21 protein-coding genes are annotated in these 21,962 nt (G+C 69.2%); 6 read left to right on the forward strand and 15 right to left on the reverse strand.

Features of this window, described 5'->3' with window-relative positions; translation table 11 throughout:
• Positions 1-616: 616 nt before the first annotated feature.
• Entirely contained in the window at positions 617-1,111 is a 495-nt protein-coding gene (locus tag CGL27_RS28965) for a DUF4365 domain-containing protein (RefSeq protein ID WP_119990992.1), read from the forward strand.
• Complete coding sequence (locus tag CGL27_RS28970) at positions 1,104-2,339, forward strand: hypothetical protein (RefSeq protein WP_119990994.1); 1,236 nt, start codon at positions 1,104-1,106, stop codon at positions 2,337-2,339. Before CGL27_RS28965 ends, CGL27_RS28970 begins: the two co-directional genes overlap by 8 nt.
• Positions 2,340-3,340: 1,001 nt before the next feature.
• Here CGL27_RS28970 and CGL27_RS28975 read toward each other — a convergent pair.
• The 11 genes from CGL27_RS28975 to CGL27_RS50255 form a co-directional block, all read right to left on the reverse strand.
• On the reverse strand, positions 3,341-5,128 hold the full coding sequence (locus CGL27_RS28975) for an IucA/IucC family siderophore biosynthesis protein (protein WP_119990996.1): 1,788 nt from the start codon (positions 5,126-5,128) through the stop codon (positions 3,341-3,343).
• Positions 5,125-5,724 carry a GNAT family N-acetyltransferase gene (locus CGL27_RS28980; RefSeq protein ID WP_119990999.1) on the reverse strand — a complete coding sequence of 200 codons (600 nt, stop codon included), beginning with the start codon at positions 5,722-5,724 and terminating at the stop codon, positions 5,125-5,127. Before CGL27_RS28980 ends, CGL27_RS28975 begins: the two co-directional genes overlap by 4 nt.
• Positions 5,721-7,028, reverse strand: coding sequence for a SidA/IucD/PvdA family monooxygenase (locus tag CGL27_RS28985; protein WP_119991001.1), 1,308 nt, complete (start codon positions 7,026-7,028; stop codon positions 5,721-5,723). Before CGL27_RS28985 ends, CGL27_RS28980 begins: the two co-directional genes overlap by 4 nt.
• Before the next feature lie 26 nt (positions 7,029-7,054).
• Complete coding sequence (locus CGL27_RS28990) at positions 7,055-8,641, reverse strand: aspartate aminotransferase family protein (protein ID WP_276147883.1); 1,587 nt, start codon at positions 8,639-8,641, stop codon at positions 7,055-7,057.
• Between the two features lie 345 nt (positions 8,642-8,986).
• Positions 8,987-9,877, reverse strand: a complete 891-nt coding sequence (locus CGL27_RS28995; protein WP_119991003.1) for a siderophore-interacting protein — start codon at positions 9,875-9,877, stop codon at positions 8,987-8,989.
• A gap of 61 nt (positions 9,878-9,938) precedes the next feature.
• Positions 9,939-10,964, reverse strand: a complete 1,026-nt coding sequence (locus tag CGL27_RS29000) for an ABC transporter substrate-binding protein (protein WP_078643082.1) — start codon at positions 10,962-10,964, stop codon at positions 9,939-9,941.
• 152 nt (positions 10,965-11,116) lie between these two features.
• Entirely contained in the window at positions 11,117-12,085 is a 969-nt protein-coding gene (locus CGL27_RS29005; protein WP_078643083.1) for a PDR/VanB family oxidoreductase, read from the reverse strand.
• Positions 12,082-12,264 carry a hypothetical protein gene (locus CGL27_RS29010; RefSeq protein WP_078643084.1) on the reverse strand — a complete coding sequence of 61 codons (183 nt, stop codon included), beginning with the start codon at positions 12,262-12,264 and terminating at the stop codon, positions 12,082-12,084. The genes CGL27_RS29005 and CGL27_RS29010 overlap by 4 nt, the downstream gene beginning before the upstream one ends.
• Positions 12,261-13,322, reverse strand: a complete 1,062-nt coding sequence (locus CGL27_RS29015) for an aromatic ring-hydroxylating dioxygenase subunit alpha (RefSeq protein ID WP_119994599.1) — start codon at positions 13,320-13,322, stop codon at positions 12,261-12,263. Before CGL27_RS29015 ends, CGL27_RS29010 begins: the two co-directional genes overlap by 4 nt.
• Positions 13,323-13,425: 103 nt before the next feature.
• The gene (locus tag CGL27_RS29020) at positions 13,426-13,704 is read right to left on the reverse strand and encodes a DUF4190 domain-containing protein (protein ID WP_119991005.1); all 279 of its coding nucleotides are present in this window, start codon (positions 13,702-13,704) and stop codon (positions 13,426-13,428) included.
• Between the two features lie 5 nt (positions 13,705-13,709).
• Positions 13,710-13,865 (reverse strand): hypothetical protein, encoded by a 156-nt coding sequence (locus tag CGL27_RS50255; protein WP_162953095.1) that lies wholly within the window; start codon positions 13,863-13,865, stop codon positions 13,710-13,712.
• A gap of 150 nt (positions 13,866-14,015) precedes the next feature.
• Between CGL27_RS50255 and CGL27_RS29025 the strand changes: the two genes are divergently transcribed.
• On the forward strand, positions 14,016-14,645 hold the full coding sequence (locus CGL27_RS29025; protein WP_078643086.1) for a TetR family transcriptional regulator: 630 nt from the start codon (positions 14,016-14,018) through the stop codon (positions 14,643-14,645).
• Here the strand turns inward: CGL27_RS29025 and CGL27_RS29030 are convergent.
• Complete coding sequence (locus CGL27_RS29030) at positions 14,611-15,942, reverse strand: M6 family metalloprotease domain-containing protein (protein ID WP_119991007.1); 1,332 nt, start codon at positions 15,940-15,942, stop codon at positions 14,611-14,613. The genes CGL27_RS29025 and CGL27_RS29030 overlap by 35 nt on opposite strands.
• Positions 15,943-16,230: 288 nt before the next feature.
• On the opposite strand from CGL27_RS29030, the gene CGL27_RS29035 reads away from it, so the two are divergent.
• Positions 16,231-16,881 (forward strand): TetR/AcrR family transcriptional regulator, encoded by a 651-nt coding sequence (locus CGL27_RS29035; RefSeq protein ID WP_203348507.1) that lies wholly within the window; start codon positions 16,231-16,233, stop codon positions 16,879-16,881.
• Positions 16,882-17,059: 178 nt separating this feature from the next.
• Positions 17,060-18,568: an MFS transporter gene (locus CGL27_RS29040; protein WP_119991009.1), complete on the forward strand. Its 1,509-nt coding sequence runs from the start codon at positions 17,060-17,062 to the stop codon at positions 18,566-18,568.
• Between the two features lie 118 nt (positions 18,569-18,686).
• Here CGL27_RS29040 and CGL27_RS29045 read toward each other — a convergent pair whose 3' ends face one another.
• On the reverse strand, positions 18,687-19,187 hold the full coding sequence (locus tag CGL27_RS29045; protein ID WP_119994600.1) for a MarR family transcriptional regulator: 501 nt from the start codon (positions 19,185-19,187) through the stop codon (positions 18,687-18,689).
• 122 nt (positions 19,188-19,309) lie between these two features.
• On the opposite strand from CGL27_RS29045, the gene CGL27_RS29050 reads away from it, so the two are divergent.
• Positions 19,310-20,092: a class III extradiol ring-cleavage dioxygenase gene (locus CGL27_RS29050; RefSeq protein WP_119991011.1), complete on the forward strand. Its 783-nt coding sequence runs from the start codon at positions 19,310-19,312 to the stop codon at positions 20,090-20,092.
• Positions 20,093-20,187: 95 nt separating this feature from the next.
• Here CGL27_RS29050 and CGL27_RS29055 read toward each other — a convergent pair whose 3' ends face one another.
• The gene (locus tag CGL27_RS29055; RefSeq protein ID WP_119991013.1) at positions 20,188-21,270 is read right to left on the reverse strand and encodes a questin oxidase family protein; all 1,083 of its coding nucleotides are present in this window, start codon (positions 21,268-21,270) and stop codon (positions 20,188-20,190) included.
• Positions 21,271-21,474: 204 nt separating this feature from the next.
• On the reverse strand, positions 21,475-21,891 hold the full coding sequence (locus CGL27_RS29060) for a hypothetical protein (RefSeq protein WP_078643092.1): 417 nt from the start codon (positions 21,889-21,891) through the stop codon (positions 21,475-21,477).
• Positions 21,892-21,962: the final 71 nt, after the last annotated feature.

Genomic DNA, 21,962 nt, shown 5'->3' on the forward strand with positions numbered 1-21,962 from the left:
AGTCTGTCATTCAAAAGATTCAACGCCAGATGCCTTTCAAGCCAACGTGGCGCCCTTCAGTCAGGTCCGATCTCAGATATCGCCCATTTGTTCGAGATATTGAATAAGAGGAAACTGTTTCCCCAGTGGTGGCCTTCTGTCGCATTCAGCACTCGGGAATCATCATGCCCAGTAGTCGCTCACCCCACTGCGGCTACCCGAGCCGTCCGACTCGCGGGTGAACTGGCCCTCGACGACCAGTCGCAGACGTTCACCCCCTGGACCCGGCCGAAGCCCGGGTGACAGAAGTGGCTCCCCGCACGAACTTCCCCTCGCGCGCCGTCCCGGCTGTTCCAGGACCGGAGGGAAGAGCGGATCCGTGAGCCTTTGATCACCTAGCGGGGTAGCCCGGTCGAGGAAAGGGATCCCTTCTCCTGCCCGGAGTCGGTGATCGGCTCCGAACCGGGCGGACTGTCAGAGGTCGCCGCTACCGTGACGAACAGGTGACCTTCCTGGGGCTCGGAGGGGGAACGTATGCTGCGCTCGTCGGGGGAAGCGGAGCAAGGGGGCGCCTGTGACGCAGGCTGTAACGCGTGGCAGGACCAACCCTGTAGACCGGCGTACGTTCACAACCTGCATGGAGCAGCTCCAAGAGGGCTACATGCAGAGCATTGCTGCGACCGCGGGCTGCCTCTTCATCAAGCAGGAACGCGATATGTACGGCATGGACGCCATGCTCGTGCGTCCTTCCTCCGACCCGCTCGGAGAAGAGACGAGCTTCTACGTCCAGCTCAAGAGCACGACCCAGATCTCCCCTCGCGCCAGCGCGGCTTCATTCAGCTACCGTTTCGAACAGCGGAGCTATATGGAGCGTCTGGCGCGCCCACGCAAAGGGATCAAGTCGCTGCTGGTGGTCATGGCCGTCCCAAAAGGACAGCTCGACTGGACTTCTGCCCAGCACTCGCACCTCGAGGTCAGGCAGGCGTGCTACTGGGCAAGCTTGGAAGGATCCGAGATACCCGAGGGCGTCGAGAAGCCGTATGCGCGGATCTCCACGGTGAACCTCTTCAACGCGGAAGCGCTGAGCGCCATCATGACGAAGATCGAGAGGGGTGAGCCGCTCAATGACTGAACTGTCGACCGAAGCCGACCTGTGGCGTGTCGACCCGGAACGGCTTACCTCTCTGCTTCTCGAGACCGGCTGGCACATGGTTGGGCGCCGCACAGGTATCTACAACAGGCTTGCTCCTCCCGGCGTCGAGGACGCGCGGTACGGGTCCTTCGTGGTCCCACTGGACCGGGAAGCCCCGGAGTACGTCGAACTCATGCAGGGTGTTCTGGCCCAGGCGAGCTCTCCCGCGTACAAGAACGTCTGGGCAAGAGCAATCGCCCCACGCCTGTTCACGGATCCCATAGACGAGTTTCGCTTCCGCAAGGAAGCAGCACTGCCTAGCGGTCTGATCTCATGGCGAGAAGGCGAGCGGCTCATCTCCTCGGCACGCCGCACACTGATCGCTGGTGCCAAGTCCTATGTGGATCCCGTACGCCACTTCGGCAACAAGCACGGGCAGTTCGCGAATCGCTACCTCGACTCGGTCCTGATGGGACAGACCGAACCGGGCAGCTACATCGTCAAGGCCCTGGCCCCTTCTGCATCGACCGTCCCGCTCCGCAAGACCAGCGCTCCGGTCCTCGACGTAGGAGCGGCAGCTGGGGCCCTCAGCCGTGACGTCAGCGAGAGCGTGATGAAGGCCCTCGCGGCGACCGTCGAGGCGATCAGCCACTTCCGGTCCAGTGGATCACTGTCTGGCTTCGACGCAGGGGTGCGGGAAGGCATCTCGTACGAGATGACGACAGCTGTTCTCGGCATCGCGGAGGACGCGGACGGTTCCGACATCACCATCGAGTGGGACACCTCGATGCCAGGCGGATTCGACGAGCCCGTATCGCGCTATGAGTTCTCGGGCGGTGACGCCCCGGTTCTGGGGAAGGCCGCACACCGGCTAGCGGCCGCAGAGCACTCCGAGTTCGTTTCAGTCACCGGCAGAGTGCATTTGCTGGCTCGCAAAGAGGCCGACAGCCCCGGTGTGTTCGGCGTCGAGAACCTGACAACCGGCCAGCCGCGGAAGGTACGTGTCCGATTGGCCGACGACGACGAGTACCACGAGGCGATTCATGCCTACGAGGAGAACCTCGCCGTGCATGTCAGCGGCCGGCTGGAGCGCGAAGGGAATCTCCACTGGCTCTACGACGCACACTTGGTACGCACGGTGGGTCACGTGGAGGCGCTGCTCAGCGCCCGTGAAGCGGATCGACAGCAGATCACATCTGGGCAGATGAGATTCGACGAACTTCCGTGACGAGTGTCCAGTCGGTTGAACACACCGTGAGGAGCGGATGTGCGCACTGGCCTCTACGACTCGGCCGCCGGATAAACCAAGCCGACCTCGTGCATCAGTTGTCCAGAGTGATTCTGCCGTCCGGAATCCAGCCTTCGACGTATCCTTCCATGAAGAGGCCCAACTCTCGGGGGAAACGTGTGGCCTGCTTGAGCTGCGTAATGGGCCACCATTGAGCAGAAGGGGGCACTGAGCCGGGTGTCGTCGGCTCTGAAAGCTTGAAAATCATTACCCGGTATTTTTGGGTGGTCGGGCCCGCTGGGCTTGAGGCGGTCGTCGTCAGATATCCGGTTACTCCGCCCCTGTGAAGGTTGCGCAGTGCCGTGTCCTGTCGCTGCCATCGGCGCATCACCTTGGCGCTTGAGCTGCCCCGCGGCACATCAAGCCGCAGCGGCCACCACGTCGCCGTGCTTGTCGACTGATCTAGCAGGATCGTTCTGCTGTCATGGGACAGCAGAACGATCAGTACGGTGCGCCGTGTACTCAGACAGGAAATACCCATGCTTCACGGTTGGCCCGGGCTCCAGTCATGGCCAGCTGACGGCCGCTGTATGAGCGAAGCGCTGAGCTGGCTGATAGTCACTCAAGTGAAGGCACCAGCAAGCCTGCTCGTCGCCTCGTCGGCCCGGCCGGTTGGAACCTCGGCCAGGAGCTGGCCGTCGCCATGCTTTGCGAGCTCCGGGTCTGACCTGCAGCAATTCGCACTGCGTTTCCGGATCTGAGGTCTAGCGTTCCGAAGCATGCTGCTCGCCGCGCATTGACCTGCAGCGACGGAGTTTTCTACAAGCCCCACGGAGGCCCGGCGTCAGGGCGGCATGGTGGTGCCGCCGCGTCGCACCGCCACAGTGTAGCGGGTCGTGCACTTGGATCGTTTCGGGTGCTCCGGGCCGCCGAAGGCTCGGGCCCGGGGTGCCCCTGGCCCGAAGCCCCGGCCCGGAGCACCCGAGGGGCCACCGGACGCTTCAGCCCTCCGCCCGAAACTCGGCGATCGGGTTCCTCAGCGTGCCGATCAGCTGGAGTGCCCCCGCCGGGTCCTGGAGGTCGACCATCTCCCGGTTGTTGCGGAGCTGGAGGCGGTTGAGGCAGGAGAGGGCGAAGTCCTCGGTGAACATGTCGTACTGGGCGAATTTGTCCGCCAGGTGGGGGGCGGATCGCTGGTAGGCCAGGACGGAGTCGGCGACCGTCTGCCAGAAGGTGTCCTCCTCCAGGAGGCCCTCGGTGACCAGGATGCCGTTGAGGAAGCGGAGGAAGCAGTCGAAGACGTCGGTGAAGATCGAGAGCAGTTTCTTGTCTTCGGGGACGTCCACGCGGATGCGTTCGACGGTCGGGGGGAGGACCGCGGTGGGGTCCATGACGGCGATTTCCTCGGCGATGTCCTTGAAGATCACGCGCTGGACGGCGCCGTCCTCGATCACCAGGATGACGTTCTCGCCGTGCGGCATGAAGACCAGGTCGTAGGCGTAGAAGCTGTGCAGCACCGGGGTGAGGTAGGCGTCCAGGTAGCGGCGCAGCCAGGTGGCGGGGGTGAGGCCGGATTCCTGGATGAGGGCGCTGGCGAAGGAGGCGCCGTCGGGGTCGGTGTGGAGGAGGGACGCCATGGTGGCCAGGCGCTGGCCGGGTTCCAGGGTCGGGACGGGGCTCTCGCGCCACAGGGCGGCGAGCATTTTGCGGTACGGGGAGCCCTTCGCGGTGGCGGCCTCGTACTGGCGGTGGTGGTAGCCGATGGCGGCTCGTTCCCGGATGATCGAGAAGCCGCAGGACCGGAAGGTGTCGTCGGCGGAGATCAGGCCGGCCAGCCAGTCGTTGATGGCCGGGGTCGCCTCCATGTAGGCGGCGGACAGGCCCCGCATGAAGCCCATGTTGAGGACCGACAGCGCGGTTTTCACATAGTGCTTGGTCGGGTCGCTGGTGTTGAAGAAGGTGCGGATCGACTGCTGGGCGAGGTACTCGTCGTCGCCGGAGCCCAGGTACACCAGATACTGCCGGGCGACCTCGGCGGCGAAGCTGACCGACAGCTTGTTCCACCACTGCCAGGGGTGCACCGGCAGCAGGTGGTAGTCGGCCGGGTCCAGGCCGAGGTCGGTGAGGGTCTGCGCGAAGCGGGCCCGGGTCTGCTCGCTCAGTTCGGAGTGGATCAGGGCGTCGTAGTCCAGGTCCGCGGAGGCCGTGAAGGTGGAGCGGTCGCGGCGGGCGGCGAGCCAGATCAGGTGGACGGGGCTCGCGGTCTCGGGGGCGTACGAGAGGTATTCATGGATGCCGAAGCCGAGACGGCCGTTGTTGGCGACGAAGCAGGGGTGGCCCTCGGTCATCCCCGTCTCGATCTCCTGGAAGCCGGATTTGGCCAGCTGGGCGGCGTCCACCGGTTCGGCGGCCAGTTTGAAGGCCGTACCGGAGAGGGTGGAGCTGATCTCCTCGAGGTAGACGGGGAGGACGTCCTCGCTCAGGCCCAGCCGCCCGCTCAGCTCGATGAAGAAGTCCAGGGCGTCCAGGGGGAGTTCGGCGCCGGTCCGGTCGTGGCGGGTGATGCTGTCCGCCTCGACCAGCCAGTGGTCCAAGGAGAGCACCTGGGCGGCGAAGCGGTAGGTCACCGCCCCGTCGTCGCTGGTCACGGCGTAGCGGCCGGCGGGGCCGGGCTCGGGGGCGAGCAGGCGTTCGTGGGTGAACTCGGCGAGGGCCTTGCGGATGAGGAGGCGGCCCGCCCGGTCCCACAGATCGGGGGTGAGGTGGGCGACGGCGTCGCGGGGGCTCATCGGGTCACTCCTTGGACGGCGCGGGCGGCGAGGGCGGTGCGGGCGGCCTCGAACCGCTCGCGGGTGCAGACGCTGAGGTAGGCGTCCTTCTCGGGTTTGGCGATCCGCTCGACGATCTCGAAGCCGACGGCCGCGTTGAGCGCGTGCACCGCCGCGTTGCGCACATCGGGCTCGACGACGACGCGCCGGACATGCGGATCGGCGAAGCAGAACTCCATGACGACGGTGATCACGGCCAGCGTGAAGCCGTGCACCGGGGTGTCGGTCGGCGCGCAGAGGAAGTGCATGCCGACGTCGCCGGGCCGGGCGGGGTAGAGCCCCTCGAGTTCCACCCGCGACGGGTCGTAGCGCTCGGCCAGGAACGCCGGGCGTCCCTCGTGCAGGCCGATGAACGCGTCATGGTGCGGATGTTCGTGGATCCTGCGGTACTCGGCGGCGACCTCCGCCTCGTCCGCCCCCTGCATCATCCAGTAGGACGCCTTGGAGTGGGTCACCCAGCCGTGCAGCAGCCCGGCGTCGGCCGCCGGGTCCAGGGTGCGCAGGGTGAAGGTGCCCAGGCGCGCGTCCGTGTGCTCGAAAACCGGCGACGGTGTCATGCGATGGCTCCTTCCGGTGCGCCGAACTCCTGGAAGGCGATGGACTTCTCCACCGGGTAGTGCTCCCGCCCCAGCAGCTCACGGATGATCCACGAGTTGCGGTACGGGCCCATGCCCAGGTCCGGGGAGGTCAGGCTGTGGGCGTGGGTGGCGCCGTTCTGGAGGAAGATGCCGCGCCCGGTGGTGTCGATGCTGTAGTTGCGGGCGACGTCGAAGCGGCCGTGGCCGTCCCAGCGGATGCGGTCGCGTACGGGGTCCAGGAAGGCGGGCACCTGGTAGCGGTAGCCGGTGGCCAGGACGAGCCCGTGGGTGGTCAGCGAGAAGTCCCGCTGCTGCTCCGCATGGCGCAGCCCCAGGGTGTACGTGCCGGACAGATCGTCGTACTCCGCGTCGGTGAGCGCGGTGTTGGTCAGCAGCCGCGTGGGCACCGGGCCGCTCACGCTCTTCTGGTAGAGGAGGTCGTAGATGCCGTTGATGAGGTCGGCGTCGATCCCCTTGAACAGGCCCTTCTGGTCACCCTCCAGCCGGTAGCGGGTGTCCTCGGGGAGTGCGTGGAAGTAGTCCACGTACTCGGGCGAGGTCATCTCCAGGGTGAGTTTGGTGTACTCCAGCGGGAAGAAGCGCGGGGAGCGGGTCACCCAGTTCAGCCGGTAGCCGTGGGTGTCGATGTCGGCGAGCAGGTCCTGGTAGATCTCGGCAGCGCTCTGGCCGCTGCCGACGATGGTGATGGACTCCTTGGACTGCAGCGTCTCCTTGCTCCCCAGGTAGTGCGTGTTGTGCACCAGATCGCCGTCCAGGCCGCGGCACACCTCGGGGAGGAACGGCGGAGTGCCGGTGCCCAGCACCAGATGGCGGGCGCGGTGCGTGGTGGTCTCGCCGGTGGCGGGACGCAGGGCGCGCACCGTGTAGAGGCCGTCGGCCTCGTCGTACTCGACGCTCGTCACCTCGTGGCCGAAGCGGACGGACGAGAGCTTCGCGGCGGCCCAGCGGCAGTAGTCGTTGTACTCGGCGCGCAGCGGATAGAAGATCTCGCGGATGTAGAAGGAGTACAGCCGCCCGGATTCCTTGAGGTAGTTGAGGAAGGAGCACGGGGAGGTGGGATCGGCCAGCGTCACCAGGTCGGCCATGAACGGGGTCTGCAGGGTGACGCCGTCCAGCAGCATGCCCGGATGCCAGTCGAACTCGGGCTTGCTCTCCAGGAACAGCCCGTCGAGTTCCTCGATCGGCTCGGTCAGGCAGGCAAGGCCCAGGTTGTAGGGGCCGAGCCCGACCGCGATGAAGTCATGGGTGTGCGGGGTGGGCACGAGGGTCTCCGGCGGGGTGAGGGGGCTCAACTGGCGCGCGAGTGGCGGGGGCCGCTGAGTTCGGGCTCGATGTGCAGGGCCAGGTACTGACCGGCGTGCTCGGCGAGGAGGTCGAGGACATACGCGATGTCGCTCAGCGAGGTCTCCGGGTTGAGCAGGGTGAACTTGAGGTGGTGACGGCCGTCGACGACGGTTCCGGCGACGACCGCCGCACCGGAGGCGGCCAGCGCCTCGCGGGCGTGCAGATTGGCCCGGTCGACGAGGTCCGGGTCGCCCGGCCCGTCGGTCGGCGGTACGTAGCGGAAGACCAGCGTGGACAGCTGGGGCTCGGTGACGACCTCGTAGCGCGGATCGGTGTCTAGCAGGGCCCATGCCTCGGCGGCCCGGTCCACCACCTCGTCGAAGAGGGCGCCGACGGCGTCCGCGCCCATGATCCGCAGCGTCAGCCACAGCTTGAGCGCGTCGAAGCGGCGGGTGGTCTGGATGGATTTGTCGACCTGGTTGGGGATGAGGTTCCGGGCGCTGCGCTCGGGGTTGAGATAGTCGGCGTGGTACGTGGCGTGGCTGAGCGTGGCGCGGTCGCGGACCAGCACGGCGCTGGAGCTGACCGGCTGGAAGAAGGACTTGTGGTAGTCCACCGTCACCGAGTCGGCGCGCTCGATGCCGTCGAGCAGCCCGCGGCGGGTGGGGGAGGCCAGCAGTCCGCAGCCGTACGCGGCGTCCACATGCATCCACGTGCCGTGCCGGTCGCACAGCTCGGCGATCTCGGGGAGCGGGTCGATGGAGCCGAAGTCGGTGGTGCCCGCGGTGGCCACCACGGCCATGACGATCAGGCCCTCACGGCGGCAGCGGTTCAGCTCATGGGCGAGGGCGACGGTCCGCATCCGGCGGTCCTGGTCGCAGGGGACCGGGATAACGGCCTCGTAGCCGAGCCCCAGGATGGCGGCGGCCTTCTGGACGGAGAAGTGGCTGACCTGGGAGGTGAGAATGCGCAGCCGCGGCAGGATGGCGGGTTTGGCGACCGTCTCGCCGGCCGCGGCGGCCTCCTTCTCCACCAGCGTGCACGCCTCGTCGCGGGCGAGCAGCATCGCCTGCAGATTGGACTGGGTGCCGCCGCTGGTGAAGATGCCGTCCGCGGCCTCGCCGAGGCCGATGCGCTCGGTGGTCCAGTCGATCAGCCGGCGCTCGATGAGGGTGCCGCCGGCGCTCTGGTCCCAGGTGTCGAGGGAGGAGTTGATGGCGGAGAGGACGGCCTCGCCCAGCAGTGCGGGGATCACCACGGGGCAGTTGAGGTGGGCGAGATAGCGCGGGTGGTGGAAGTAGACGGCGTCCTTGAGGTAGACGCTCTCCAGCTCCTCGAGCGCGGCGTCCGGATCGCCGAGCGGCCGCTCCAGGTCGATTCCGGAGATCTCGGGGGCGAGCTCGGCGGGGGTGACGCCGGTGAAGGGGCGCTCGGTGCGGGCGACGGTTGAGGCCACCAGGCCGACGCCGTCGGTCACGGAGCGCCGATAGCGTTCCGCCGTACGGCCGTTGAACAGGTGGGCCCTGCCATCCGCCGCCCCGGGTATCGGCTCCGGTGACGGGTCCTCAGCGGTCTGCGCGAGGAAACTCACGGTCTGTCCCTTCTGGAGATGAGCATGCGGGCGTGCGGAGGGCGCGGGCATGCGGCTGACGGGGGAGAGAGGCGGCCCTCGGCCCGCGGCGTGACGGCCTGATCGATGGGCGTGCGGGGGCGCTGGACGCGGCGACAGGGCGCGTGGGGGCGCGCCGAGCGGGTCGGCCGCCCGTCGTCCAGTGGTCGGTCTTTCGCGGTCCCGTAGCGGGATTCGGTTATGGCGGTTCGGTTGTGGGGACTCAGTTATGAGGATTCAGCTGTGGGGATTCCGGATTCCGGATTCCGGATGCGGGATTCGGTGGTGACGATCCGGTCCGGTACGGCGCTGGGGTCAGTCGTGGGATCAGTCGTCGGTCGCGGGGCCGGTGCCCGACACGGCTTCCTCGACGAGCTGTTCCTCGCAGGTGCCCAGGCGCCAGTAGCCGCTGAAGGTCACGGCCTTGCGGTCGAAGCCGCGTTCGCGCACCAGATGGCGGCGCAGCTCCTTGACGGTCCCGGCCTCGCCCGCGATCCAGGCGTACGGCGTACCGGAGGGCAGTTCGGTGGTGCCCACGGCGTTCCGCAGCAGCGCGGAGCGCGGGGTGCCGGGGGCCACGGCGTCCCGGACCAGCCAGGTGATCTCGGCTTTCGCCGCGGTGCGCAGCTCCTGCATGTCCTCGGCGTGCTGGACCTCGAGCCACACCTTGGCGGGCAGGTCGGCGGGCAGCCATTCGAGGATGCCCGCGATGGCGGGCAGCGCGGTCTCGTCGCCGGTGATCAGCACCCAGTCGGTGCCGGACGGCGGCCGGAAGTCGACACCGCCGTTGTCCTCCACGGCCGGGCCCAGCAGGGTGACGCGGTCGCCGGCCTCGGCGCGCGCGGCCCAGCGGGCGGCCGGGCCGCTGTCGTCGTGCAGCGCGAAGTCCACGTCGATCTCGTGCGGGTCGCGGCGCTGCCGGCGCACCGTGTACGAGCGCATGATGCCGCGTTCGGCCGGGTCCATCGCCCGCCAGGTGGCGAACCAGCCCTCCCCCGCCTCGACCGGGACCACCGGGGCACTCTGACCGGGGTGCGGCAGGAACAGTTTGAAGCGCTGGTCGCGGCCTCCGCTGGTGAAGTCCTTCAGACAGGCGCCGCCGAAGGTGATCCGTGCCATGGACGGTCCGAGCGGGCGGGTCCGTACGACCCGCGCGTCGAAGAATCGGAACGGAATGGCGGTGGTGGCGGTGGCGGTCGTGGTGGCTGCGGTGGTCATGGCAGGGGGTCTTCCCTTCGCTTGCCGTGGGGAGGCCGGGCCGGCCGGTCGCGCTGACCGTTCAGCTGAGCTTCTTCGCGTCCTGGATGGCCTTGGTGAGGGATTCGACGAGCGGGGCGGCGCCGGCGTACGAGAAGCGCGGCTCGCTGCTCCAGGGGGTGATCTGACCGGCCTTGACCGCGGCGAGCTTGGACCAGGTCGGCTTGGCGGTCAGGGCCCCGGGCTGGAGGGTCGCGGTGCGGTTGTCGAGGAAGAGCACATCCGCGTCGTACTTGTCGGCGTTCTCCCAGCTCAGGCTCTCGAAGTAGCCGCCCTTGTCGGGCTTTTCGGGGACGACGAAGTCGACGCCGAGCTCGCTGAAGTAGATCAGGTCGGCATTGATCTTCGGGTCGGAGACATAGAAGAGGTCGGCGCTGGCGGAGCAGGCCATGACCTTGATCCGGTGCGATTTAACGGTTTTGCGCAGCGTCTCGGACGCCTTCTCGAACCGCGCCTTGGCGTCGGTGACCTTCTTGGCCTTCGGGTCGGCGCCGAGCGCCTCGGCCAGCGCGGCATAGCGCTTGATGGGCTCGAGCATGGAGACCCGGCCGGTGCCGATGGCGGCGCTGGGGGCGAGCTGGAGGATCTTCTTCTTGCTGTCGTCCGGGATGTAGAAGAGCGCGCCCGGGTCGTACATGTTGGTGATCAGCAGATCGGGGCCGAGCGAGGCGTACTTCTCGACGTTGAACTGGCCCCAGGTGTTGCCGAGGGAGGTGGCCCGGTCGACGGGGAAGTCGCCCGCCTGGACGTCCGGCTTGCCGTTCTTCAGCGTGGTCGGCCCGAAGACGCCGGTGATCTGCTTCTCGATGCCGAAGTCGTAGAGCGCGGCCGCCGCGGCGATGTAGGCGACGATGTGCTGGGGCCGGCCGTCGAGGCTGATCTTCTTCTTACGGTCGTCGGTGAACGACCAGGAGCCGCCGCCGTCATCGCCGCCTGAGCCCGAACCGCCGTTGTCGCCACAGGCGGTGACCAGGGCTCCGAGTCCGAGGGCGCCACCCGCGGCGAGCAGACCGCGGCGGGAGAGGGGGAGTGCTCTGGCCTGGCGCATGAAGGTGCTCTCTCTCGATGCATACGGGGACGTGGTTCGCGGGACGGCAACCCGAGGACGTAGTTAGGTTAGCCTAACCAACCTGGTTGTCCAGTGGGTGGGGTCGTTCCGAACCTCACATCGAGGGGCTCACGCGGCGGTTCAGGGCGGATTCACAGGTCCAGCACCAATCGGGGGCCACGGCAGCGTGAGACGCAGATCATCATGGTCTCGCCCGAGGCCCGCTCCTCGCCGGTGAGCACGGAGTCGTGGTGGTCCACCTCTCCTTCGACGACATCCGTCTCGCACGTACCACACGTGCCCTCCTCGCAGGAGTACAAAACCGGTACCCCCGCCGCCTCGACGGTGCGCAGCACACTGCGCTCCGGCTGCACGGTGAGAGTCAGCCCGGAGCGGGTGAGCACCAACTCGAAGGCCCCGCCCGCCGGTTCGGCGCCCGCCGGGTCCGTACGGGGCTGGAAGCGCTCGGTGCGCAGGGCCCCGTCCGGCCACCCGCGGCACCCCTCCTCGGCGGCCCGGAGCAGCGGTTCGGGACCGCAGCAGTAGACGAGGGTGCCGGGGGCGGCCGGGGCGTCGAGATACGGCGCGAGGTCGAGCAGCCCCTCCTCGTCCTGCGGCACCAGACTCACCTTGCCGCCGTAACGGGCGGCGAGCTGGTCCGCGAACGCCATCGAGGCACGGGTGCGCCCGCCGTACAGCAGCCGCCAGTCGGCGCCCGCGGCCTCGGCGGCGGCCGTCATGGGGAGGAGGGGAGTGATGCCGATGCCGCCCGCGATGAACAGATAGCGGGCCGCCGGGCGCAGCGCGAAGTGGTTGCGCGGGCCGCGCACCCGCACCCTGCTCCCCTCGGTGAGGGTGTCGTGCACCCGGGCGGAGCCGCCGCGCCCGGCGGGTGCGCGGAGCACCGCGATCCGCCAGGAGGCGCGGTCGGCGGGGTCGCCGCACAGCGAGTACTGCCGGGTCGGGCCCGGGTCGAGGACGAGATCGAGATGGGCGCCGGGCTCCCAGCCGGGGAGTTCACGGCCCGTCGGATGGCGCAGGGTGAGCGCCACCACGTCCGAGGCCACCTCCTCCCGGCGGGCCACCAGCAGGGTGTCCTCGTACTCGCCGCCGGGGTTCACGATGTCGTCTCCTTACGGTGGTCGGCGGGATGGTGCCCGGTGGGATGGGCGAGCATCCACTGCCACAGCTCGACCGGGTCCTCGGCGGTGCGCTCGGCGCCGCAGTGGCAGACCCCGTGCAGCACATCGGTGCCGGGCAGCCAGTCGATCCGGTACACCTCGGCCGTGGGGGCGCTCACGGGGATGCCGCCACGGCCGCGGTCCGCTCTCCTTCGGCGGCGAGGCGGGCGAGGATGCGGCGCGCGGCCAGACCGCCGGTGTCGATGTTGATGCTGAGCTCCTGATAGCCCTCGCGCTCGGTGTCCAGGGCCTTCTGGAGCAGGTTCAGCGCCGCCACGTCCTGCAGCACCACGGTCCGGTTGAGGTCGTGGAGGAAGGTGGTCACCTCCTCGTCGTCCTGCGCGAAGTCCCGTGAGACGGCCCAGAAGTCGTACACATGGTGGTCGGTGGACGGGGTGATGGCGTAGGTGATCTCCACATGGAAGGCGTCCGGATCGGAGCCGTCCGGCCTCGGCAACACCCCGGCCGGGGCGATCCGGCTGTGCAATAGATAGAGACAGGGCGCGTGGTACTCGATGTCCTGCCAGCGGGTGATGCGGCCGTCGATCCCGGTGGAACGGGCGTAGAACGGCGGGCACTCGGCGTCGTCGATATGCCGGCTGACCCGTACGACGCCCGCGCCCTCGTCGACCTCCGTGGTGATCGGGGTCTCGGCGACCTCGGGGGTGCCGATGTAGCCGCTGTGCAGATACGTCTCGTGGGACAGGTCCAGCAGATTGTCCACCAGCAGGCCGTAGTCGGCGTCGATCGGCTCCATGCCGCCCACGGTCGTCCAGCGCGGATCGGCCAGCCAGGGCGCGCGCGGCACCGAGCGGGGATCGGCGAGCGCCGGGTCCCCGATCCACACCCACACCAGCGAGTCCTGCTCGACGACGGGGTAGGAGGGGACCCGGGCGGTGCGCGGGACGCGCTTTTGGCCCGGTACGAACACACAGGTGCCGCCGGTGTCGTAGGTGAAGCCGTGGTAGCCGCAGACGACCGTGTCGCCGTCGAGACGGCCGGCGGTGAGCGGATAGCGGCGGTGCACACAGCGGTCGGCGAGCGCGATGACCGTGTCGTCGGACTCGGCGCGGTAGAAGGCGATGGGCTCGTTCAGGATGGTGCGCCCCAGCAGCTCCCGGCCGATCTCGCGGCCGTAGGCGGCGACGTACCACTGGTTTCTCGCGAAGGCGGTCATGCGTGCCAGCGTGGTGACGCCCGTCACGTACGGGCAACGGCCCTTCCACTCAGTGGAAGGGCCGTGCGGGGAGGCGTGCTGTGCCGGTGGACCGCCGGGCGGATCAGCTCCCGAACTGCCAGAAGACCGACTGATTCAGCGTCAGCAGGACGACGAGCAGGGCCACGTCGGCGATGCCGAGCATGATTCCGAGCAGCGCCCGGCCCCTGCGGCGGGTCTCCCGGGCGAGCGCGAGCGTCCCCAGGACGATCGCGCAGGGCCCGAAGACCGCGTTGAAGAGCAGCAGGCCGATCAGCCCGAGCACGAAGGAGGCGACGGCCATACCATCGGCGTCCCTGCGCGCCCGGATGGGTGAGGTGCGGGACGGTGCGGTGAGTGCCATGGGTCTCAGCTCTCCTTGTGCCCGGTGCGTTCGCGGATGAAGAAGATCAGCAGCCAGGCGCTGATGGCGCCCGCGGCGGCGAGGAACAGGGGGAGCGGAGTGTGCGCCGCCGCCCCCAGAAGAACTCCCATCAGGGCGAGTGCCGCGACGATGAAGAGCATGTGAGCCTCTCTCGAAGTGACGATCCGGATGCGGTTGGCGTGCGGGTGGACGTTGTTCGGTGAACAGTTGGAAGTACAACTGTTCACTGAGTTCCAGAGTACCCTGCCGGGGCCTGGAGAAATTCAGCGAACAGCTGTTTACTGAATGATATGAGTCACAGGTGCGGGGTCCGGCAGGCCCAGAAGGAGAAGACCCGGCGCGCCCTGATGGACGCGGCGTTGCGGCTGCTGGAGGACCAGAGCCTGAGCAGTCTGGGGCTGCGTGAGGTCACGCGGGCGGTGGGAGTGGCGCCGGCCGCCTTCTACCGGCACTTCCGGGATCTGAGCGATCTCGGTGTCGCGCTGGTCGAGGAGTCCCTGGGCAGCCTGCACCATATGATCGGCGCGATACTCGCAGGCCAGGACGGTGATGAGGAGCGGATCGACGCCACCGTCGAGGCGGTCGCCGAGCATGTCCGCCGCTATCCCGCGCATATCCGCTTCATCGCACGTGAGCGGCATGGCGGGGTGCGTGCGGTGCGCGAGGCCATCGCCGCCGAGCTGGACCGATTCGCCGATGAGGTGGCCACCGACTTCTGTCCGCGGCTCTCGGGCGAGGACTGGCCGCCGGAAGATGTCCGGATGCTTGCGGAGCTGTATGTGGACCACATGGTGATGACGGCGACGGCGTTCCTGGAGGCGCAGCCGGATCATCCGCGGCTGGAGCGCCGGGTCGCCGACACCGCGCGCAAGCAGTTGATGCTGATCAGCCTCGGGCGCCGGCACTGGCGCGACGGGTGATCTCCACGCCGAAGTCCCCGTCCGCGTCCCGGCCGGTGACGCGGACGCGTATCCGCAGGCCGTTCGTCTCCGCGTGGAAGGTCTCGCCGGGCGCGTAGGCCGCGTCGCTGAGCCCGGGGTGGACATTGCGCTCCCGGGTGCAGCCGCGGCCGTGGGGGGTGGAGTCCATGATGGTGACGGGGCCGCCGCCGGAGTCGACACCGGTGTCCACCCGGGAGATCAGCACACCGGGCTTGCATATGGCCTCGTCGTTGCCGCCGGTCGCGCGCGCCTCGATCGCATAGCCGGTGGACGGCGAGACGGGGACGAAGACCAGCTTGGTCCCCTCCGGGCGGCCCAGCGGGGACAGGGCGTGCGCGAAGACCCCGGAGCGGGCGGCGCAGGCGATCTGCCGCGGGCCGAGCCAGCCCAGCTTCCACTTGTGCCAGGCCAGCAGGTCGTTGCCGGCGCCCCAGTCCTCGGACATCACATCCCAGTGGCCGGCCTTGTCGCCACCGCCCCGGGTGTAGAGGTCGGGCAGCCCGAAGACATGGCCGTTCTCATGGGGCAGGACGCGGAAGCCGGTGCGACGCAGCGAGCCGGAGCCGTCGTCCTGGCGGCTGTAGACGAAGGAGACATTGGCCAGCGGCACGCCGTCGGCGGTCGGGGCCTGCTGGTTGTCGGCGTAGGTGACGGACAGCACGGCATGCGCGGCGGGCGGCCCGGCGTTCGGGGTGACCAGGACGTTCACCAGGTCGTAGCGGCGGAAGTCGACCTTGGGGTCGGCGGCCTTGGCGATGTCGGCGACCAGTTTGCGATAGCCCGGGTCGAAGGGGCTGCCGCGCTTGATGCCGTAGGCGCGGAACGAGCGCGGCATCCGCAGCCAGTGGGTGATCGGCATCTCGGGGCGGTAGTCCAGCCGTCCGTACGAGCTCTGCGCGAACCACCGGGTGGTCTGGGGGAAGAACTCCTCGGAGCGCTGGCGGGCGGTGCCCTGGCCGCGCACATCGGGAAAGTCGACCATGAGGTTGAGGGCGTGGACCGTGCCGGTGCTGCGGCTGTAGCCGCGGCTGGTGGGTATGCCCTCGGACATCTGCAGCCCCCGGCCGGAGGCGAGGGCGCAGGGCGCGAGCGAGCCGAAGGCCGGTCGCCCGGAGGGTGCCGGGGCCAGCTCGGGGGGTGCGGGGGACGCGGGGCGCGGAGTCGCCGCCGGGGCGACCAGTGCCACCATGAGCACGGCGGCAGTGGCGAATGCGCTGCCTCTGCGGGGCCGGCGTATTCGTATGCGGTGGTGGGTGGTCCCATGCGTCTGCCTCATTGCCGACCACGGTGTGACGGCACGGGCCGGGGCGCTCGTGGGGTGCCGCCGAGTGGGGGAATGACCTGCTCCGTCCGGGCGGCGGGGGTGCCGGACAGGTGTGAGGCAGGTCACCTGCGGACGCGGAAATTCCGGGGAGTGATTCCCCGTTTAACCCGATGACCGCATAAACGGGGACTGACTCCCCGGAAATGTTGAAGCTCGAACGTCTGGGCCGGGGCCTGGTGTCGCCACCAAGCCGCCGGAGAACCGTACGCATGGATGCCGTACGCGGAAGGGAGTGCTGCCATGGCCGCCGACACGATGACCGCGAAGTCCGCGCAGCCCCGGCTGCGCGCGGACGCCCTGCGCAATCGGGAGCGTATTGTCGTGGCCGCCCGAGAGGTGATCGTCGAATCCGGGGCTCATATCCCCCTCGATGAAATCGCTCGACGGGCGGGGGTCGGGAATGCCACGATCTATCGGCACTTCACGGACCGCCGTGAGCTCATCCACCATGTGGCGCTTTCGGTGATGTCCGGCGTCGCCGACCAGGCCGAATCCGCCCTGGCCGAGGAGGCGGACGCCTTCTCGGCGCTGCGGCGCTTCGTCCATGCCGCGGCGGACGAGCGCATCGGCGCGCTGTGCCTTCTGCTCTCCGACGGCCTCGACAAGGAGCACCCTGATCTCATAGCCGTCCGCGACCGTCTGTCCGCCGGTGTCGAGGCCCTGATGGGGGCCGCGAAAGCCGACGGCCGACTGCGCACCGACATCGGTGTCGGTGATCTGATGGTCGCGCTCAACCAGCTCACCCGGCCGCTGCCCGGCAGCTTCTGTGTGGACTTCGACGCCTTTGTGCACCGGCATCTGCAGCTGTTCCTGGACGGATTGCAGGCCCCGGCGCGCTCCGAACTACCCGGCAAGTCCGTGACCTTGGAGGATCTGCAGCACCGGCCGTGACATAGATCGCATCCGGCCGATCCCGGAGCACCGCTTATTTCGCGCGCGTTCACAAGTCTTCTGTGTGCGTGCGTCGACGCCTCTCGCTACCTGTTACCCAATGGCCTGCGCCGGCCTGACTTCGACCGGCCCCACTCGTCCCATTTGTCACTCTCCGCACCGCTAGGTAGGCTCTCCCATGCCTGAAACGGCACAATTCGTGGATCCCCGGCGCTGGAAAGCGCTGATATTCATCGCCCTCGCCCAGCTGATGGTCGTGCTCGACGCGACCATCGTGAACATCGCGCTGCCCAGCGCCCAGGCCGACCTCGGCATCTCCGACGGCAACCGGCAGTGGGTCATCACGGCCTACGCCCTCGCCTTCGGCGGACTGCTGCTCTTCGGCGGCCGGATCGCCGACCTGTGGGGACGTAAGCAGACCTTCATCGTCGGCCTGGCCGGCTTCGCCGCCGCCTCGGCGATCGGCGGCGCCGCGCTGAACACCGGCATGCTGCTGGGCGCGCGTGCGCTGCAGGGTGTGTTCGGCGCGCTGCTCGCCCCCTCCGCGCTCTCGCTGCTCGCGGTGATGTTCACCGACCCCAAGGAGCGCGCCAAGGCGTTCGGTGTCTTCGGCGCCATCGCGGGTGGTGGCGGTGCCGTCGGTCTGATCCTCGGCGGTGTGCTGACCGAGTACATGGACTGGCGCTGGACCTTCTTCGTGAACATCCCGTTCGCCATCGTCGCCGGGATCGGCGCGGTCGCCGTGATCCGCGACCCGGTGGAGAGCCGCAACACCTCCCGGCTGGACGTCCCCGGTGTGCTCCTGGCCACCTCGGGTCTGGTCTCGCTGGTCTACGGCTTCACCCGCGCCGAGTCCGACGGCTGGTCCGCGGGCCTGACCATCGGTCTGTTCGTCGCCGCGGCCGTGCTGCTGATCGCCTTCGTGGCCGTCGAGTCGCGGGTGAAGGCGCCGCTGCTGCCGCTGCGCGTGATCGCCGACCGGAACCGGGGCGGTGTCTACGCCTCGCTGGGCCTCGCCGTCATCGGCATGTTCGGCCTGTTCCTCTTCCTCACCTACTACATGCAGGTCGTCAAGGGGTACAGCCCGGTCAGGACCGGCTTCGCCTTCCTGCCGATGGTCGCGGGCATGATCACCGGCTCGACGCAGATCGGCGCCCGGCTGATGACCCGGGTCCCGGCGCGGCTGCTGATGGGGCCGGGCTTCCTGGTCGCCTCGGTCGGCATGCTGCTGCTGACCCAGATCGACCTGGACACCTCGTACCCCGCGCTGATCCTGCCCGGGTTCCTGCTCCTCGGCCTCGGCATGGGTACCGCCTTCATGCCGGCGATGAGCCTGGCCACGCATGGCGTCGAGCCGCGTGACGCGGGTGTCGCCTCGGCGATGGTCAACACCTCGCAGCAGGTGGGCGGCGCCATCGGCACCGCGCTCCTGAACACCATCGCGGCGAGCGCCACCACCGCGTACGCGAAGTCGCATGCGGCGGGCGCCCCTTCCCGTACGGCGCTGGAGCTGCAGTCGATGGTGCACGGCTACACCGCCGCCATCTGGTGGGCGGTCGGCATCCTGGTGCTGGCCGGAGTGATCGCCATCACGATGGTCAACGCCGGGCATCAGGGAGGCGGCGGCACGGTCGCCGGCTCCGATGAGGGAGCGGCGGAGGACGCCATTCCGGTCATGGCGCACTGACGCGCGGAGGTAGTCCGCAGCAGGGCGAAGGCCCCGTTCCCCCGGGAAGAATCCTGGGGGAACGGGGCCTTCGTCCGTCCTTCGTTCGTTCGGTCCCCGGCGTGCTGGGGCGGGGGCGTCAGCGCAGCCAGGGGAGGTCGGCGCCCTCCGGCTGCAGGCCGTCCGCGATGGTCCGGCAGATGGTGCCGAACTGCTCGACCTGCTCGGGGGTGAGCCGGTCGAAGACGGCCATCCGCACGGCGGACACATGGCCGGGGGCGGTCTCCTCCAGCACCTTGAGTCCCTTGTCGGTGAGGACCGCGTTCTGCCCGCGCTTGTCGTCGGGGCAGTCCTCGCGTCGGACCCAGCCGTCCTTCTCCATGCGCGCGATGGCATGGGACAGCCGGGATCGGGTGATCTTGGCCGCCTCGGCCAGCTCGGTCATCCGCAAGCGGTGGCGTGGCGCCCAGGAGAGCTTCACCAGCAGGCTGTAGTAGACGTGGGGCATGCCGGCGTCGCGCTGCAGCTGGCGGTCGAGGTGATCCTCCAGAAGCATTCTCGCCTGGACATACGCCAGCCAACTGCGCTGCTCGTCATCGGTCAGCCAACGCGGTTCGTCGGTGTCTGAGGGGGTCTTCATGGCGTCGTCCACGCGTCCATTCTAGAGAACACTTTTTGAACTTTAAACAAGTGTGCGGTACAGTGATGCCCGCGATTGCTTGAGACTTCAAATACCTTGTCGAGCTCTGCCGAGGAGACTTCATGTCCGCGCTCGACGGGCGTATGCCCGCCCTCTATCTCAGTCATGGTGCTCCGCCGCTCGCCGACGATCCGGTCTGGCCCGGACAGCTCGCCGCCTGGGCCGCGGGCCTGCCCCGGCCCCAGGCCATTCTCATGATCTCCGCCCACTGGGAGGAGGCGCCCCTGGCGGTCGGGGCCACCCAGCAGGTGCCTCTGGTCTATGACTTCTGGGGATTCCCCCAGCACTACTACCAGGTGCGGTACGCCGCGCCGGGCGCCCCCGAACTCGCCGAGCGGATCCGTAAGACGCTGCGCACGGCGGGTACCCCGGTCCAGGACATCCCCGATCGGGGGCTGGACCACGGGGCGTATGTGCCCCTGGTCGAGATGTATCCGGAGGCCGACATCCCGGTGCTGCAGGTCTCGATGCCGACCCTCGACCCGCGGAAGCTGATGGAGATCGGGCGGAAGTTGGCGCCGTTGCGGGACGAGGGCGTCCTGATCGTCGGCAGCGGCTTCTTCACCCACAACCTGGCCGCGATGCGGCAGAGGGGCCCGACGCCGCCCAGTTGGTCGGCCGAGTTCGACGACTGGGGGCAACGGGCCCTGGACGCCCAGGACATCGACGCGCTGCTGGACTTCGAGCACACGGCCCCGGCGGGACGGCTCGCCCACCCGCGCACCGAACACTTCGCGCCGTTGTTCGTCACGCTGGGCGCGGCAGAGGCGGAGTTGGGCAGCCAGCGGAGCGTGATCGACGGCTTCTGGATGGGGTTGGCGAAGCGGTCGGTGCAATTGGGGTGAGTGGGACGCTCGGCGAGGGGGTGGGTCTGGGTGGGTACGGACCGGCTCGTCGGGTACGGACCGGCTCGTTGGGTACGGACCGGCTCGTGCCCGTCTCAGAGCGCCGGGTCGATCATCGCGCAGGCATGGAGTGCCGCGGCCAGGGCCATGGCGTCCGGGCCCTGGGCGACATCGAGGGCGGTGTCGGTGAGCTTGATGGCGTGCTCATCGCCGTGCGCGGCGGCGCGGGCGAAGACCTCCTCGGGGGTGACGCCTGCCGTGGACGGCAGCCGGTCGGCCGGGAGCGGCTCCCGCGGCGCGTACACCGCCGTGACCGCGGCGCTCGCCGCCCATGCCGCGTCCAGACTCGGTGCCCACAGCTCGCGCGGCAGCGCGGGCAGGACGCGCAGTACGGCGTTGGGCGCCGTCGCGGCGTGGACCAGCATGACCGGTTCGCCGTGTCCGTGGGTGGCGTAGCGATGGGTCGCGGCCCGCACGAGCTCGGTCAGCCGCCGGCGTGCCTCCTCCGGTGGGTCGGCGGCGTCGGGGGCGGTCGTCCGGTTGGTGGGCCGCGGGGCGGGCGGCCAGGTGGGGAAGGCGGTGAGCCGGGCCAGCCGCGCCCGTATGCCACCGCTCTGGTCCGTGACCGGCTCCACGGCGGCCAGTGCGTCGGCCGCCGACCCGGAGACAGGGCCCGGCTGCTGCCGGAGCGGCGGCAGCGGGGCGTGCCGGGCGGCCCAGTAGCCGAGGGCGTGGGCCAGTTCGGCGGTGCGGGGAGCGGTCGTGGTGCCCGGGTCGTCCAGGAGGGTCCGTACGGCGTGGCCGACGCGGATCGCCGGATGCGTCGCGCCGCCGGCGATGCCCGGCAGCAGCCGGGGCCACCACACGGCGAGCACGTCCCGCCAGGGGCGGTCGGCGAGCTCCCGGTCGAAGTAGGCGGGCCAGTCGGCGAGACGGCGTGGATCGCCGAGCGCCTCGCGCCAGTTCTCCTCGGTGATCCGGGCGTATGGGCCCGGCATCTCCTCCAGCTTGTCGCGATAGCGGTCCAGCCACCGATGCACGGTGCGCCCCTGGCCGTGACGCACCAGCGCCTCCACGGCCATCGGCGCGTGATTGCTCAGCCATCCCTCATGCTCGGGGCCTGAGGCATGCAGTCGCTCGAGGGCTTCGTCGAGGGTTCCACTCGTGTCGTCTGTCATGACCTCACGCTAGGGAGGGCGGGGCGGCCCCGAATCGGGCCGGGGACGGAAGCGTGCGGGGACCAACGACCTAAGCCGGGGCCGGGGCGGGAGGGCCGGGGACCTCGGCCGGGGGTCTGGGCCGGGGGACTACGGAGGGCTGCGGCGGGCTACCGGGCCACGGCGGGTCACGGGCTGCGGCGCTACGGGCTGCGGCGTTACGGGCTACCGCGGAGGGCGCTCCTCCCGTGCGTGGAAGACGTAGAGCACTATGCCCATCATCGCGAGCCCCGCCCCGAGCCCGATCCCCGCGGACCGGTACACCGAGCCTCCGCTCACGGCGTGCAGAAAGCCGAGCGCACAGCCGAGGAGCGTCCCGTAGAGCACGGCCCGGATCTCCGGCATCAGGCCCGGCGTCATCCTGCCGAGGGCGTAACAGAGCGCCCCGACCACCACCGCCGACACCACGCCGAGGACGGCGGACGCGGGGATGGTGGAGCCTTGATTGTGGTCCACGAACATCACCCAGCCGCCGAAGAGCACCGCCAGAACGACGGGGATGCCCCAGGAGGCGGAGGGGTGCAGTGGGAGGTGGAGCCGCGGATGGTGGCGGTGGCTCACCGGGGCTGTGGGGGCATTCATGACCGAACCTCCTCGTCGCCGCGTCCCCGCCCTGACCCGTCACTTTCCAGCGCACACCCATGCGGGGGGCC

Origin of the sequence: Streptomyces sp. 11-1-2 (assembly GCF_003595545.1) — a bacterium.
GTDB classification, from domain to species: Bacteria; Actinomycetota; Actinomycetes; order Streptomycetales; family Streptomycetaceae; genus Streptomyces; species Streptomyces hygroscopicus_B.